Below are 14,125 nucleotides of genomic sequence, written 5' to 3' on the forward strand. Positions count from 1 at the left end.
CTAGCTCGCCAGGCGGATGATGCGTTTGAGGAGCTTCAGCGGCGCGTCGGTCGCATCCTTGCCGATACGGAAGATGACCTTCCTGCCGTCGGCCGAAACCTCGTAGACACCGCCGGCATCAAGCGGCTTTTGTCCAACGCCGAGTTCGGCAACCCCGTCCTTCAGCCGCACCGACCATCTGCGTTCCGGATGACGCAGATCGACAATCTGGGCGACAGCGATCCCGGGCGCCACCAGCAAGGGCCGGCGCGTATCCATCATGAAGGCGGCCCGCTCCGCGATCGGATCACCCGCTATCTTGTCGGGTTGGCGAAAGACGATCGCGGCACTTTGGTTAGCCTGTTCCGGGCTGAGCGCCAGAGCCACGGGATCGCACGCCAATTGCTCGCGCACGATCTCCCCGTTGTCGACAGTCGATTGCTCCGTACCGATCGTGATCGTCCCGCCGCGAATATTCTCACGCCGGCAGGAATCGAGATAGGAGACGATCATGGTCGCCTTGGGTGGCAGCACAATCTTGCGACCGGCACGCAGCAGATCCAAGGCCGCCACCCCCGGCACGGAACCATTTGTGTCTTCAACAATCGCCACTGGCTTGTCGCCAGCCATCGCCGGCGCTGCGCAAGGCAGGATGAGGACGATCGCCAGGCAAACGGCCACGTGTCGCGGGAGAATTAGGTAGCTCAACATGGGATATTGCACCCGATAGTCGCTGAGAAAGTATGACTGCAACCACTCCATCTAGACGAGAGCGGGAGAAATGCGAAGTGACGACGCTCACCAGCCACGCCATCAGTCGAACCCTGACCGTCCGGATAGACTTGTCGCTACAGCATCATTTCAACGACTTGTGAACAACAGATCGATCCAGCTCAGCAGAAGATTAGCGCAATTCATCAATTCGCGGCGATGGAGAGTTGCGGGGCGTGAGGAGCGATGGCAAGATTACCTGTACACAGGAATAATAAGCAGCCGCGCAAGACGGCGCCAATAACGATAACGAATGCACAGGGACAGGAGGAAGACGTGACGGAAGCTCGGGATTTTCAGAACGCGCTCAAATCGGGCCGCATGTCGCGGCGCGACATTCTTCAGGTGTTGGCGGCGGCCGGCCTGACCATGACCATGCTGCCGGTCGGTCGCGCCAAGGCCACCGACGGAGAAGTCATCTATTTCACTTGGGAAGGCTATAACGATCCCGGTTTCCATCCGGGCTATACGGCCAAGTACAATGCCGAGCCCGAAGGTCCCGTCTTCGGCGATGTTGAGGAAGCGCTGACCAAGGTGCGGAGCGGCTTCAAGGTCGATATCGTGCATCCCTGCAACCTCGACCTGAAGCGCTGGCGCGAGGCCGATGTCCTGCAGCCGATCGACACCAGCCGTCTCAAGAATTTTGCCGACCTCTTCCCCGGCCTTACCAAGCTGCCCTATGCCCAGGGCGACAATGGCGAACAATTCTTTATCCCGGTGGATTGGGGCAATACCTCGATCCTCTATCGGCCGGACCTCTTCGATGTGAAGGAAGAATCCTGGTCCATGCTGTGGGATGAGCGCTATGCCGGCCAGATTTCGATGTCCGCAGATGCGACCGAAGCCGTTTCGATTGCCGGCATCGTCGCCGGCGCCAAAGATCCGTTCAATATGACCGACGAAGAATTGGCCAAGGCCAAGGAACTGCTGGTCAAGCAGAAGCCACTCATTCGATTCTACTGGGATAGCAATTCCGCAGTGGAGCAGGCGCTGGCATCCGGCGAACTCATCGCCTCGACGGGCTGGAACAGCTCCGTCGTCGCTCTCTCCGGCCAGGGCGTCAACATCAAGTTCGCCAATCCCAAGGAAGGCATCATGAGCTATTGCTGCGGCCTTGTCCTCACCAAGGACGCGCCGCATGTCGACAAGGCCTATGACCTCATCGATGCCATGACGGCACCGGAAGGCGGTAAATGGCTGATCGAAGCAATGGGTTATGGCCATTCGAACAAGAAGACGTTCGATCTGGTTGACGACAAGACCTTGGCCGATCGCGGCCTGCCGAGAGATCCGACCGTCTTCTTCTCAAAGGGCATCATCCAGCAGCCGATCAACGATACCGAGCGGGTGCAGAAGCTGTTTGAAGAAGTAAAGGCCGGCGCCTAATCAGCGATTCGGATAGCGGCGGCTGGTCGCATAGGCCAGCCGCCGCCTTCTTTCTTCCGAGTGAAAAACTAATGACCGCGCAGGCCGCTACCAGCACGCGACACGATCTTGCCACAGCCAAGCCGGAATGGCTGGATGGCCTTTGGCTGATTTTGCCCACCTTGCTGATCGTCCTCGGCATGATGGTGGTGCCGCTCATCGGCATCATCGTCGTCAGTTTCTGGACACAGACCGGATTCGACATCAACGCCGATTGGAACCTCGACAATTACCGGATCCTCTTTACAGAGGAAGGTAAGCTCTATCGCATTCTCGTCGCCAAATCATTGTGGATGTCTTTTTCGGCGACCGTCGCCGTGGTCCTGCTTGCCTACCCGATGGCCTATTTCATGGCCTTCCGCATCGAGAAATCGAAGCTGGTTTGGATCATTCTTCTGACCGTCCCCTTCTGGACCAGCTACCTGCTGCGCATCTTTGCCTGGAAGGTCATCCTCGGATTCAACGGTGTCATCAATTCCGGTCTTAAGGTCGTTGGAATCATCGACAAGCCGCTGGAATTCCTGCTCTACAACCCGGTGGCCGTCACGATTACACTAGCCCATGCTTGGGCAGCCTATGCCGTCCTGCCCATTTATGTGAGCCTCGAAAAGATCGACCGATCCTATCTGGAAGCGGCGCAGGATCTTGGCGATACCAGATGGAAACGATTCTGGCGCATCACCTTCCCGCTGTCGCTGCCGGGGACGATCGCCGCGACATTGCTCGTCTTCATCCCGACGGTGGGCGATTACATCACGCCGACACTTGTCGGCGGCACGTCCGGCATCATGATCGGCAATTCGATCGTCACCCAATTCGGCAAGGCGAACAACGCGCCCCTGGGGGCGGCCCTATCCTGCGTCATGATGCTGGCCATCACTCTCGCGGTCTGCGCTTTTCTTGCCGTCATCGGGCGCAAACGCCTGAAGGCCGCGGACCTTTGACCATCATGGAAACGATCCGCAAGCATCTCAATCTGTTATCGCTGTTCGCAGTCTGCTACCTCGCCTTCCTCTATGTCCCGGTTCTGCTGCTGCCGCTCTTCTCATTCAACGACAATATCTACGTGACCCTTCCCTTCAAGGGCTTCACCTTGAAATGGTATCAGAACCTCGCTGCCAACTCGGCGTTGCAAGATGCGCTCTGGGCCAGCGTCAAGGTCGGCATCGGTGTCGCCTTCCTCAGCACATTCCTCGGCCTCCTCGCCGCCCGCGCGATGACGCGCTATCGTTTGCCGTTCCGCCGCTCCATCTACGCCCTGATCATGCTGCCGCTGGTCATCCCTTATATGGTGATCGGCGTTTCCACCCTGGTCATCCTGCGGCGCGGCCTCGATCTCGACCTGTCGCTCTGGACGGTCGGCGCCTCGCACATTCTCATTACCGTGCCGCTTGCCATGCTGGTCCTGATGGCGCGCATGGAGGGCTTCGACCGCAGCCTTGAAGAAGCATCACGCGATCTTGGCGACAGCGCCTGGCGCAGCTTCCGGCGCGTGACATTGCCCCTGGTCATGCCCGGCATCGTTTCCAGCTTGTTGCTGTGCTTCATCACCTCATTCGACGAATATTTGCTGGCCTTCTTCTTGGCCGGCAGTCAATCCACCCTGCCCGTCTTCATCTTCAGCAGCCTGCGCTTCCCGTCCAAAATCCCGGACGTTCTCGCGCTGGGCTCGCTTATCTTGATGGTGTCCATCGTTCTCGTCGTCTTTGCCGAATGGCTGCGGCGGCGCGGCGTTTCGGGCAGCGATTCATCTGTTATCTGAAGGACCAAGGCCGTTTCGATGACCCAACCGATGATTTCCCTGCGCTCGGTAAGCAAACGGTTCGGCACCTTTGCCGCCGTCGATGCCGCAACCTTCGACATCGCGCCAGGCGAGTTCTTTTCGCTGCTGGGGCCATCCGGCTGCGGCAAGACCACCTTGCTGCGCATGATCGGCGGTTTCGAGCGGCAGACGGAAGGCGATATCCTCATCGATGGCGAGCCGATGGGTGTTCGCCCACCCAATCTTCGCCCCACCAACATGGTGTTTCAAAGTTACGCGATCTTCCCGCATCTCGACATCGCCGAGAACATCGCCTACGGGCTCATCAATCGCGGTCTCGACAAGACCAGCATCGCGAAGAAGGTCGATCAGGCGCTTGAGATGGTGCGCCTGACCGGCCTCGGCGGGCGGCGTGCCAATCAACTGTCCGGCGGTCAGCGCCAGCGCGTGGCCCTGGCACGCGCCATCGTCTGCGAACCAAAGGTCCTGCTCCTCGACGAGCCGCTTGGCGCACTCGATAAGAAGTTGCGCGAGGAAATGCAGATCGAGTTGCGGCAGTTGCAGAAATCGCTCGGCATCACCTTCATCTTCGTGACCCACGACCAGGAGGAGGCCTTGTCGCTCTCCGACCGTATTGCCGTCATGGCGCGGGGCAAGGTGCTGCAGATCGATACCGCGACGGCGCTCTACGAGCGGCCCAATTGCCGCGAGGTCGCGGGCTTCATCGGCAACATGAACTTCTTCGAAGGCCGGATCAGCAGCATCGCCGGCGGTACTGCCGCCATCGAGATCGCCCCCGGCCAGCATGTCCGGGTCTCAGCGACCGAAGGCGCGGCCCCCGGTCAGGCGGCCATCGTGGCCGTCCGGCCCGAGAAGATAGACGTGGCCACTGCGTCCCCTTCCGGTATGCAGAATGCAATCAAGGCGCGCCCCCTTGCTGGCTCCTACCTCGGCGACAGAAGCCTTCTTCTGGCTGAGTGGCGCGAGGGAACTCCGCCGATTTCGGTCTCGCTTCAAAACCGAACGACCGCGATTGGCCCCGAAACCTTTGGCAGCGGCTCATCTTTATGGTTAACATGGCCGGTCGAGGCTGGTGTGCTTCTTCACAGTTAAGACATCTTTTCCGGCTTATGGTTGCTTTATGTCGCACCGCACCGTAAAGAAGTAATATGCTTTACCATGCCATCGAGGCCCAATACCTTGCGCTGACACCCTTCCGGATTGCGGCCGACACATGGCGCAATCTTCTGGCGCATCCCCATAATCCGCTGTCTGAAACCACCTTGCTTCGGGCAGGTGCGGCAGCTTGCGAAATCCTGGGGCGCGCGACGCGACGCCACGGCCGGCCGGAGTTCGGCATTAATGCCGTGACCGTCGATGGCGAAAAGGTCGAGGTGCGGGAGAAGATCATCCACGGCGAAGCCTTCTGCCGCCTGATCCAGTTTGAACGCGTGCTGACCAAGCCGCGCAATGATCCGAAGATCCTCCTCGTCGCCCCGCTTTCGGGTCATTTCGCGACTCTCGTGCGCGATACGATCGAAACCCTGCTCTCCTCCCACGACGTCTACGTGACCGATTGGCAGGATGCGCGTGAAGTGCCGTTGAGCGAAGGCCGGTTCGGCTTCGACGATTATGTCGATGTGCTGCATCGCTGCCTCCGCCATATCGGCCCGGGGGCCAACGTGTTGGCAATCTGCCAGCCAGCGCCGGCATCGATCGTCGCGACATCGCTGCTCGCCGAGGCCAAGGACCCGGTAACGCCGCGCAATCTCATCATCATGGGCGGCCCGGTCGATACGCGCGTCGGCACGACAGAAGTGACCCGCCTTGCACAATCGCATTCGATCTCGACCTTCGAGGCGGCTGCCGTTCACAATGTGCCCCCGATGCACCCCGGCAGTGGTCGCCGCGTCTACCCGGGCCTGCTGCAGCTTACCGGCTTCATGTCGCTCAATCCGGATCGGCACCTGAAGGCGCATCTCGATTTCCTCTGGGCTCACGCCAAGGGCGACGACCAGTTCGCGCGCGCGCATCGCCGCTTCTACGAGGAATATCTGGCCGTCATGGATCTCGATGCGCAATTCTACCTCGACACCGTCAGCATCGTGTTCCAGGAACATGCGCTGATGAAGGGGCGCCTCAAGCATCGCGGCCAGTTGGTCAATCCGAAGGCGATCCGCAATGTCGGCCTGATGACTGTCGAAGGCGGTCGCGACGATATTACCGGCGCGGGCCAATGCCACGCGGCGCAAGCTCTTTGCTCCAGCATTCCGGACAAGCTGCGCCGCGAAGTGACCGAGGCCAAGGTTGGGCACTACGGCCTCTTCAGCGGCCGTTCCTGGCGTGAGCGCATCAGCCCGGCCATTGCCGACTTCATTCGCGGGAACAAGGTTTCGTGACGAAGGCTGCCAACAAGCAGCCCTTCTGGAAAACGACGCCCCTATCCAAGATGACGCCGTCGCAATGGGAAAGCCTGTGCGATGGCTGCGGCAAGTGTTGCTTGGTCAAGCTGCGCGACGCCGACACCAACCAGGTGATCTTCACCAACGTCGCCTGCAAGCAACTCGACCTTCGCTCCTGCCAGTGCAAGGACTATAAGAACCGCAAGCAGATCGTGCCCGACTGCGTTCAGCTTGGCCCACGTAATATCGGCCGCATCGACTGGCTGCCGGAAACGTGCGCCTACAAGCTGGTACATCGCGGAGCGGATCTGCCTTGGTGGCATCCGCTGATCTCAGGCGATCCCCGCACGGTTCATCAGGCGGGTATCTCGGTGCGCAAGAAAGCTATCTCGGAAACGAAGGCCGGAGAGCCGGAAGAACACATCGTCGATTGGATTTCCTGACAGATCGGCTTTCGTCAGGGCTCAGGCGTCGTCGCGCGGCAGCCAGGGAACGCGCGCAACCTCGATCCCCTCTTCGCTCAATTCCTTATGCTGTTCTTCGCTCGCCTCGCCGAATATGCCGCGGGCATCCGTCTCGCCGTAATGGATCTTCCGCGCTTCCTCGGCAAACTTGTCGCCAACGTAATCGCAATTGGCCTCGATCTGGCGCCGCACCTCGACCAACTGCTCACGCATCTGCTTGGCCATGACCGTCATGCTCGCAGCCGGACTCTTTTCCGATTTTGAGGAAATCCGAGGTGCCATCAGGGCCTTCGCCACCTTTCGGTCACCGCAATCGGGACATTCCACCAAGCCACGCGCCAATTGGCGGTCGGCGCTGGCGCCGTCCTTGAACCAAATGTCGAAGTTGTGGCCCTTGCCACAATTGAGCTGAAAAACGATCATTCCCGAGCTGCTCACCACGATAACGATCCTTCGAGGATCGCCGAATTGAGTTAAGAATATAGGGGCCATCGGTGAAAATGCCAGCTTCCAGCGTCTTCCCATGACGCCTCTTTGACAAAAGCGTGTGATTTGACGGATTCCTCACCTCCCTCACCCTGGGTCGTAGCACACGCCCCTCTAATTGCGCCGGGCGGACTGGTCCTGGATCTCGCGGCCGGGGGCGGACGGCATACCCATTTCTTGGCTGGCTCCGGACATCCCGTTGTCGCCCTGGATCGCGATGTGACGGCGCTCAAGCAGAGGGAGTGGCGCGGCAAGGTCGAGATTTGTCCCGCCGATCTGGAAGACGGCTCACCCTGGCCGCTTCCTGGGCGCCGATTTGCCGGAATCGTGGTCACGAACTATCTCCACCGTCCGCTCTTTCCGCGCCTCATTGAGAGTTTGGTGCCAGGAGGGACGCTGATCTACGAAACCTTCGGGCTCGGCAACGAGCGCTTCGGCCGGCCGAGCAATCCCGATTTTCTGCTGCGCCCCGGGGAATTGCTGGCCTTGGCCGAAACGGCAGGGCTCACGGTATATGGCTATTTCTGCGGTGAGGTTGGCCAGCCGAGGCCGGCCGTGGTGCAAAAACTCGCTGCCGTCAGTCGGCTTTGACAGCGGCAACGCGGACGTCGCGCAGTTTCAGCAGCAGCACCGAGCCCACCAGGACAAGCGCGCTCACATTGGAGAAGATGAGCGAGGCGGAGCCGATGACAGCCCCATAAGTCAGCCACATGACCTGGCCGACGAACATCATCAGATACATGGTGAGCGAGACGTCACGCGCCGAGCCGAGGCGCCAGATGCGCAGGGCCTGCGGCAGGAAGCTCAGGGTCGTCAGACAGGCGGCTATGATGCCGATCGTCTCGACCCAGAAGTCGCCGGGACTACCCATGGGCCGGTCAGTGCGACTTGCCGGATTTGGGATGTTCGCCCTTCACCAGCTTTTCGATGCGGTAGCGGCACATGGCGTCGTCGACGGTCGACCAGGCATGGCGCGACCATGCGGTCTTGGCTTCGTCGTAGGTATCAAAGGGGCCGAACCATTGCTCGCCGCCGCCCGGCGCCGGTTCGCTGAAGGTCGTGTCACAATAGGGGCCGCCGACCACCCAGAAACAGATTTCTCCGCCCTCTTCCTCGATCCGGTAGCGGGCATTGGCTTGGTCGACCGTCTCCCAGGCGCGCTTTTGCCACGCGGCCTTCGCTTCCTCGTAGCTGGAAAAAGGGCCGATCCGCTCTTCCTTGCCGCCGCCTTGTATGCGGTCGAAATTCGTGTCGGCATAGGCTCCGCCGATCACCCAGAAACGCGTCATGATGGCTTCGTTTTCCTCGCTCGCAGAAAGGGTCCGGAGCCGCTGCAAGATCGGCCCTAACTTGCTCATTCTTAACTGGATTTCGAGTCGGCGGCAAAGCATAAATCATGGTGAACACGACGTTAGCGACTCGATTCTCGAAAGCAGGGCGACATGACCGGGGATATGCGACCGACCGATTTCAAGAAGGTCTATGACCGTTTCCAGGCGAACGTGTCCCGCTTCGATTGCGGCCGCTTCTGTTCGCCGCTCAATAACGGCCAGCCGGTCTGCTGCGACACCAACCACGCCATTCCCGTGGTCGACAAGCCGGAATTCGAGCTCTTGAAGAGCCGCACCGATCTGTGGCGCCGCTTCAAACCCTATGACTTCACCTCGAAGAAGATCGTGGCCGAGCTGCACAAGGGCTGTGTCGCGGTCGAATGCAAGGGCGCCCGCTTTTGCGAGCGCGACAACCGCACCCTCGCCTGCCGGGCCTTCCCTTTCTACCCCTATTTCAACCGAGAAGGCGAACTCCTCGGCCTCAGCACCTATTGGATCTTCGCCGACCGCTGCTGGCTCATTTCCAACATGCAGGTGGTGGAGCGCGACTTCATCGATGAGTTCGTCGCGGCCTACGAATACGTGTTCGAACGCGATGAGGAGGAGCGGGATGCGATGAAGCGCCATTCCGCCAGCCACCGGCGCCTGGCCACGCGCACCAACCAGCCGATTCTTCTCATCGGCCGCAAGGGCGGCTTCCTCAAGATCATGCCGCGCACCCATGAAGTCCGCCCGGCGACGGCGAAGGATCTGGTCAAGACCGGCCCCTACAAGAACCCGCGGGCCTATGCCCGTGCGGTCAAGGAAGCGGAAGGCGAAATGCCGGCGCAATCTCCCTTCATCGACTGACCGGTCATGGATCTGCTGCCGCACAATCTCAACGCGCTGCGCAGCTTCCCGGACGCGTTGCGCGACCTCATGTCCGGCATTCCGGATGCGGCCCTGGATTGGCGTCCGGCCAGTTGGGAGGGCATCCCCAGCGAAAGCCTCACCATCCGGCAGCAGATCTGCCATCTGCGCGACATCGAGGCCGACGGCTACACACTCCGCATCCAGCGCCTCCTCACCGAAAGCAACCCGTTCCTCGAATCGATCGACGGCTATGCGCTGGTCGAGGCGCGCGAATATGACCGCACGACACCGTCGAATGCCCTCGATGCCTTTGCCACCGCGCGCGAGCGCACCATGGCGCTCCTCGACCGGGCCAATGCCGCGGCGCTGGCGCGGCGCGGCACTTTCGAGGGGTACGGGCCGGTGACGGTGCGCGGCCTCATCCACTTCCTGTGCAGCCACGACCAGCAGCATCTCGCCGGCATCCAATGGCTGCTTGGCATGAGGGAAGCGAGCTGAACCATTCCTTCCGCGCGGGTTGACACGGGGGCGCGCGGCCAATCACTCTCAGCGGCGTCGTTCCAGCCAGCCGATGGTGAGCCAGCCGATGTCGCAAGCCTTCCCGCACCTCTTCCAGCCGCTCACCCTGCGCCACAAGACGCTCAAGAACCGCATCGTCTTCGGCGCACATACCGCGAATATGAGCGAGGGCGGCTGGCCCGGCGAACGGCATCTCGGCTATTACCGCGAGCGCGCCCGGGGTGGCGCTGCGATGATCGTCGTCGAGCCCGTGCCGGTGAACGCCCAGGCGGTGCTGACGCGCGGCAATTTCCGCTGGGGCGACGATGCCGTCATTCCGCACTTCCGCCGCATCACCGATGCCTGCCACGAGCACGGCACCGTCATGATTCAGCAGATGTACCATGTCGGCGCCCACGGCGACTGGGACAATTCCTTCGAGGCGAGCCATTCGCCTTCCGGCCAGGCCTCGATGCACGATACCGATGGCAGCCACCGCATGACGGTGGGCGAGATCGAGAGCACCATCGACGCCTTCGTGGCAGCAGCCGTGCGCGCCAAGGCCGCCGGCTATGACGGTGTCGAGATGATGGCCGCCTATAACGCCATCATCGAGCAATTCTGGTCGCCACTCGCCAACCGGCGCGACGATTCCTACGGCGGAACGTTCGAAAAGCGCATGAAATTTTCGCACGATCTTCTCGCCGCGATGCGGCGCAAAGTGGGCGAGGATTTCATCATCGGCATGGCGATCAGCCTCGATCCCGGCAGCCCCGCCGCCCTCACCATCGAGCAACAGATCGAGATCGCCCAGTGGCACGAGAAACTCGGCCTCTACGACTACACGACGCTCGGCACCGGCAGCTATTTCGACTTCACCAAGATCATCCCGCCCTTCGTCTATGAGGACAAGATGGGCGCCCCCTTCGCCGAGGCGATGAAGGCGGCCCTGAAACATATCCGCGTCCAGGCGGAAAGCCATATCCGCACGCCGGAGAATGCCGATTACGTCATCGCCTCCGGCCAGGCGGATACAGTCAGCATCGTGCGCGGCCAGATCGCCGATCCGCATTTGGCCAACAAGGCCAAGGCCGGCCGGCCTGAGGATGTACGCGGCTGCATCTCGTGCAACCAGATGTGCTGGGGCCGGCGCTCGCGCGACTATTGGATCTCGTGCCTCATCAATCCCTCGTCGGGCCGCGAGTTCGAGTGGGGCGGCGACACCTTCACCCCGGCAACCAAGCCGAAGAAGGTGCTGGTCGTCGGCGGTGGTCCCGCCGGTCTCGAAGCGGCCCGCGTCGCCGCCGAACGCGGCCATCATGTGATTCTCGCCGAGGCGACGGGCGAGCTTGGCGGTCAGTTCCGCTTGGCCGGCTTGCAGCCGCGCCGCGGCCAGATCACCGACCTCATCGCCTGGTATGAAGGCCAGCTTACCAAGCTGCAGGTCGAAATCCGGACCAACACCTATCTCGAAAAGGCCGATATCGACGCGATCGGCGCGGACGAAATCGTGCTCGCGACCGGCTCGCAGCCCGGCATGACCGGCTGGCAGCGCGTGCTGGCGCATCGCGACAGCCTGCCCGGCATCGACCGGCCGAACGTCTGGTCGGTCGAGGATGTGATGCGCCGCGAAGCACGGCTCGGCAAGCGCGTGCTGCTGCTCGACGATGCCGGCAATTGGCGCGGCCCCGGCACCGCTTGGCATCTGGCCGAGAAGGAACATCAGGTGACATTGCTGACCGGCGACGCCTATGTCGGGCGCGATCTCGCGCGCACCGCCGCCGATTTCCCGATGCGCTCGCGCCTGAAGCGCCTCGGCGTCACCTTCATCACCGATTCCGCGCTCATCGAATGGCACGGCGATGCCGCCACCATCCGCGATCTCTCGACGGGGGAGGAGCAGCGCGCGCCCTTCGATTCCCTCGTCCTCGCCATGACCAATGTCGCCGATGCCGCCTTGCAGGATGACATGCAGGCAGCCGGCACGCCCTATCACGCGATCGGCGATTGCCTGGCGCCGCGACAGGCAGCCGCCGCCATCTTCGAGGGCCGCCGCCTCGGCCTCACGCTTTAGGACCCGCACATGCTGCATCTCGACGCCGACCAGATTCACGGGCTGACCAGCTATCCCGGCCTCGTCGACACGCTGTGCCGCATGAACCGCCAGGGCGTCGATCGCATCGACCGCATGCTATTGAGCCAGCCCACCGCTGCCGACGCGCAGAATGACTGGCTGTTGCTGCCGGCCTGGAGTTTCGGCAGCTATTTCGGCATCAAGCTGGTGAGCGTCTTTCCGGAAAATCCCCGCCGCGACCTGCCTGCCGTCCAGGGCCTCTATGCCCTGTTTGAAGGCAAGACCGGCGCCGCCATTGCGACACTCGATGGCGCCGCCCTGACACTCGTCAAGACGGCCGCCAATTCGGCGATGGCATCGCACCTGTTGAGTCGTGCCGATTCCAGCACGCTGCTCGTCTGTGGCGGTGGCGCGCTGGCGCCGCATCTTATCGCCGCGCATTGCGCCGTCAGGCCCATCCGGCGCGTCCTCTGGTGGAACCGCCGTCCCGATGCGATCGACCCGGCGCCGTTGCAGGCTCTTGGCCTGCCGGTCGAGATCACGCATGACCTTGCCGGCGCCTGCCGCGGTGCCGATATCGTTTCCACGGCGACACGCGCCACGGTGCCGATCATCGAGGGTGCCTGGCTCAAGCCCGGCGCCCATCTCGATCTGGTCGGCGGCTATCTGCCGGAGATGCGCGAGGCCGATGATGAAGCGTTCCGCCGTGCGGCACGCCATTATGTCGATGCGCGCCTCACCACCGTCGGGGTCGCGGGCGATGTCTGCGCACCGCTCGCAGCGGGCCTTATCGAGGAAAATGAACTTATCGATATGTTCCAGCTAAACCGCGGCGAACGACCTGGGCGCGGCAACGATGCGGAGATCACCTGGTTCAAATCCGGTGGCGGCGGCCATGAGGATTTGGCCGTGGCACAGTACCTTTACGAACGGCACCGTGACGCAAATTGAAGGTTTTGGCCGCTTTTCGTCTATTCCGGCATTGCAGGCCTGTTATGCTGTTATTAGATAAAGGTGACTGGCAAGAGCACGAGAATGTGCTTTAGTGAGCGCTATTGAGCCACTTGCACCCGGCATGAACCGGACCGGCGTTTTTGACCGGAGTGGCTCCAGGGATGGCTGAGGGGGACAATGCTGGCATTTCTGTCCAAGCGAATAGCTTTGCTTGCCTTCACGATGCTCGTGGTGTCGGCGCTGGTCTTCGCGGCGTTCGAATTCACGCCCGGCCAGGTGGCGCGCAAGGTATTGGGTCCCTTCGCGACCCAGGATCAGGTCGACCGCCTCAACGAGGAAATGGGCCTCAACCGCCCCGTCGTCGTGCGCTATGGGGAATGGCTCGGCAAGACGCTGAGCGGCGACCTCGGCTATTCGACGCTCTATAAAACCAACGTCAACGACATCATCTGGGACCGTCTCGGCAATACGCTGCTCCTCGCCGGCGTCGCCTTCGCCATCATCGTGCCGCTCTCCATCATCCTCGGCATCAGTGCCGGCATGCGGGAAGGCTCCATCCTCGACCGAAGTATCTCGGTGGCGAGTATCGTCACCACCTCCGTGCCCGAATTTGCCTCCGGCGTGTTCCTCGCCAGCATCTTCGTCATCTGGCTGGGCTGGCTGCCGGGCACGTCACCGCTCGAAAGCGGGACCGAATGGTCGATCTGGCAGCAATTGGTTCTGCCGGTTTCGGTGATGGTGCTCTACGACCTCGGCTATGTCGTGCGCATGGTGCGTGCCTCGATGGTCGAGGTGATGACCAGGCCCTATATCCGCACGGCCATCCTGAAGGGGATGAGCTTCAAGGCCGTGATCCTGAAGCACGCGCTGCGCAATGCGATGATCGCGCCGTTCACCGTCATCCTGCTGCAGATCAACTACCTCGTGACCGGGGTCGTCGTGGTCGAGGCGGTCTTCGCCTATCCCGGCTTCGGCCGCATGCTGCTCGAGGCGGCCCTGGCACAGGATGTCGCCGTGGTCGAAGCCGGCGCCCTCTTCGCCGTCCTCATCTCGGTCGGCACGCAGATTGCCGGCGACCTCGGCTACATGATGCTCAACCCGCGCATTCGTTTCTCCTGAGGCAGGAT

General features: G+C 61.7%; 16 protein-coding genes. 12 read left to right on the forward strand and 4 right to left on the reverse strand.

From position 1 onward, the window contains the following. Entirely contained in the window at positions 1 to 690 is a 690-nt protein-coding gene (locus ACE3PP_RS20530) for a hypothetical protein (RefSeq protein ID WP_374385163.1), read from the reverse strand. 336 nt (positions 691 to 1,026) lie between these two features. Between ACE3PP_RS20530 and ACE3PP_RS20535 the strand changes: the two genes are divergently transcribed. From ACE3PP_RS20535 to ACE3PP_RS20560, 6 genes are all read left to right on the forward strand, one after another. Further along, complete coding sequence (locus tag ACE3PP_RS20535; RefSeq protein WP_374385164.1) at positions 1,027 to 2,136, forward strand: PotD/PotF family extracellular solute-binding protein; 1,110 nt, start codon at positions 1,027 to 1,029, stop codon at positions 2,134 to 2,136. 71 nt (positions 2,137 to 2,207) lie between these two features. Continuing rightward, the gene (locus tag ACE3PP_RS20540; protein WP_374385165.1) at positions 2,208 to 3,119 is read left to right on the forward strand and encodes an ABC transporter permease; all 912 of its coding nucleotides are present in this window, start codon (positions 2,208 to 2,210) and stop codon (positions 3,117 to 3,119) included. Between the two features lie 5 nt (positions 3,120 to 3,124). Further along, complete coding sequence (locus tag ACE3PP_RS20545; RefSeq protein WP_374385166.1) at positions 3,125 to 3,937, forward strand: ABC transporter permease; 813 nt, start codon at positions 3,125 to 3,127, stop codon at positions 3,935 to 3,937. A gap of 18 nt (positions 3,938 to 3,955) precedes the next feature. Then, entirely contained in the window at positions 3,956 to 5,050 is a 1,095-nt protein-coding gene (locus tag ACE3PP_RS20550) for an ABC transporter ATP-binding protein (protein ID WP_374385167.1), read from the forward strand. Positions 5,051 to 5,106: 56 nt separating this feature from the next. Continuing rightward, positions 5,107 to 6,336, forward strand: coding sequence for a polyhydroxyalkanoate depolymerase (locus ACE3PP_RS20555; protein ID WP_374385168.1), 1,230 nt, complete (start codon positions 5,107 to 5,109; stop codon positions 6,334 to 6,336). Beyond that, on the forward strand, positions 6,333 to 6,782 hold the full coding sequence (locus ACE3PP_RS20560) for a YcgN family cysteine cluster protein (protein ID WP_374385169.1): 450 nt from the start codon (positions 6,333 to 6,335) through the stop codon (positions 6,780 to 6,782). Before ACE3PP_RS20555 ends, ACE3PP_RS20560 begins: the two co-directional genes overlap by 4 nt. Positions 6,783 to 6,803: 21 nt before the next feature. Here ACE3PP_RS20560 and ACE3PP_RS20565 read toward each other — a convergent pair whose 3' ends face one another. Beyond that, on the reverse strand, positions 6,804 to 7,226 hold the full coding sequence (locus ACE3PP_RS20565; RefSeq protein WP_374385170.1) for a DUF1178 family protein: 423 nt from the start codon (positions 7,224 to 7,226) through the stop codon (positions 6,804 to 6,806). A gap of 240 nt (positions 7,227 to 7,466) precedes the next feature. Between ACE3PP_RS20565 and ACE3PP_RS20570 the strand changes: the two genes are divergently transcribed. Beyond that, complete coding sequence (locus ACE3PP_RS20570) at positions 7,467 to 7,880, forward strand: SAM-dependent methyltransferase (protein WP_374385171.1); 414 nt, start codon at positions 7,467 to 7,469, stop codon at positions 7,878 to 7,880. Here ACE3PP_RS20570 and ACE3PP_RS20575 read toward each other — a convergent pair. Both ACE3PP_RS20575 and ACE3PP_RS20580 read right to left on the reverse strand, forming a co-directional pair. Next, positions 7,867 to 8,160 (reverse strand): SemiSWEET family sugar transporter, encoded by a 294-nt coding sequence (locus tag ACE3PP_RS20575; RefSeq protein ID WP_374385172.1) that lies wholly within the window; start codon positions 8,158 to 8,160, stop codon positions 7,867 to 7,869. The genes ACE3PP_RS20570 and ACE3PP_RS20575 overlap by 14 nt on opposite strands. 7 nt (positions 8,161 to 8,167) lie before the next feature. Continuing rightward, the gene (locus ACE3PP_RS20580) at positions 8,168 to 8,578 is read right to left on the reverse strand and encodes a DUF4170 domain-containing protein (protein ID WP_374385173.1); all 411 of its coding nucleotides are present in this window, start codon (positions 8,576 to 8,578) and stop codon (positions 8,168 to 8,170) included. A 153-nt stretch (positions 8,579 to 8,731) separates the two neighbouring features. Here ACE3PP_RS20580 and ACE3PP_RS20585 point away from each other — a divergent pair, with 153 nt between their 5' ends. From ACE3PP_RS20585 to ACE3PP_RS20605, 5 genes are all read left to right on the forward strand, one after another. After that, a complete protein-coding gene (locus ACE3PP_RS20585; protein WP_374385174.1) occupies positions 8,732 to 9,469 on the forward strand; it encodes a hypothetical protein in 738 nt (245 codons plus the stop codon). Between the two features lie 6 nt (positions 9,470 to 9,475). Then, positions 9,476 to 9,970, forward strand: a complete 495-nt coding sequence (locus ACE3PP_RS20590; protein WP_374385175.1) for a DinB family protein — start codon at positions 9,476 to 9,478, stop codon at positions 9,968 to 9,970. Positions 9,971 to 10,058: 88 nt separating this feature from the next. Then, positions 10,059 to 12,044, forward strand: a complete 1,986-nt coding sequence (locus ACE3PP_RS20595; protein WP_374385176.1) for an FAD-dependent oxidoreductase — start codon at positions 10,059 to 10,061, stop codon at positions 12,042 to 12,044. 9 nt (positions 12,045 to 12,053) lie between these two features. Beyond that, positions 12,054 to 12,995, forward strand: a complete 942-nt coding sequence (locus ACE3PP_RS20600; protein WP_374385177.1) for an ornithine cyclodeaminase family protein — start codon at positions 12,054 to 12,056, stop codon at positions 12,993 to 12,995. 180 nt (positions 12,996 to 13,175) lie between these two features. Continuing rightward, positions 13,176 to 14,117, forward strand: a complete 942-nt coding sequence (locus ACE3PP_RS20605; RefSeq protein WP_374385178.1) for an ABC transporter permease — start codon at positions 13,176 to 13,178, stop codon at positions 14,115 to 14,117. Positions 14,118 to 14,125 lie beyond the last annotated feature (8 nt).

The organism is Dongia sp., assembly GCF_041910485.1.
GTDB lineage: Bacteria > Pseudomonadota > Alphaproteobacteria > Dongiales > Dongiaceae > Dongia.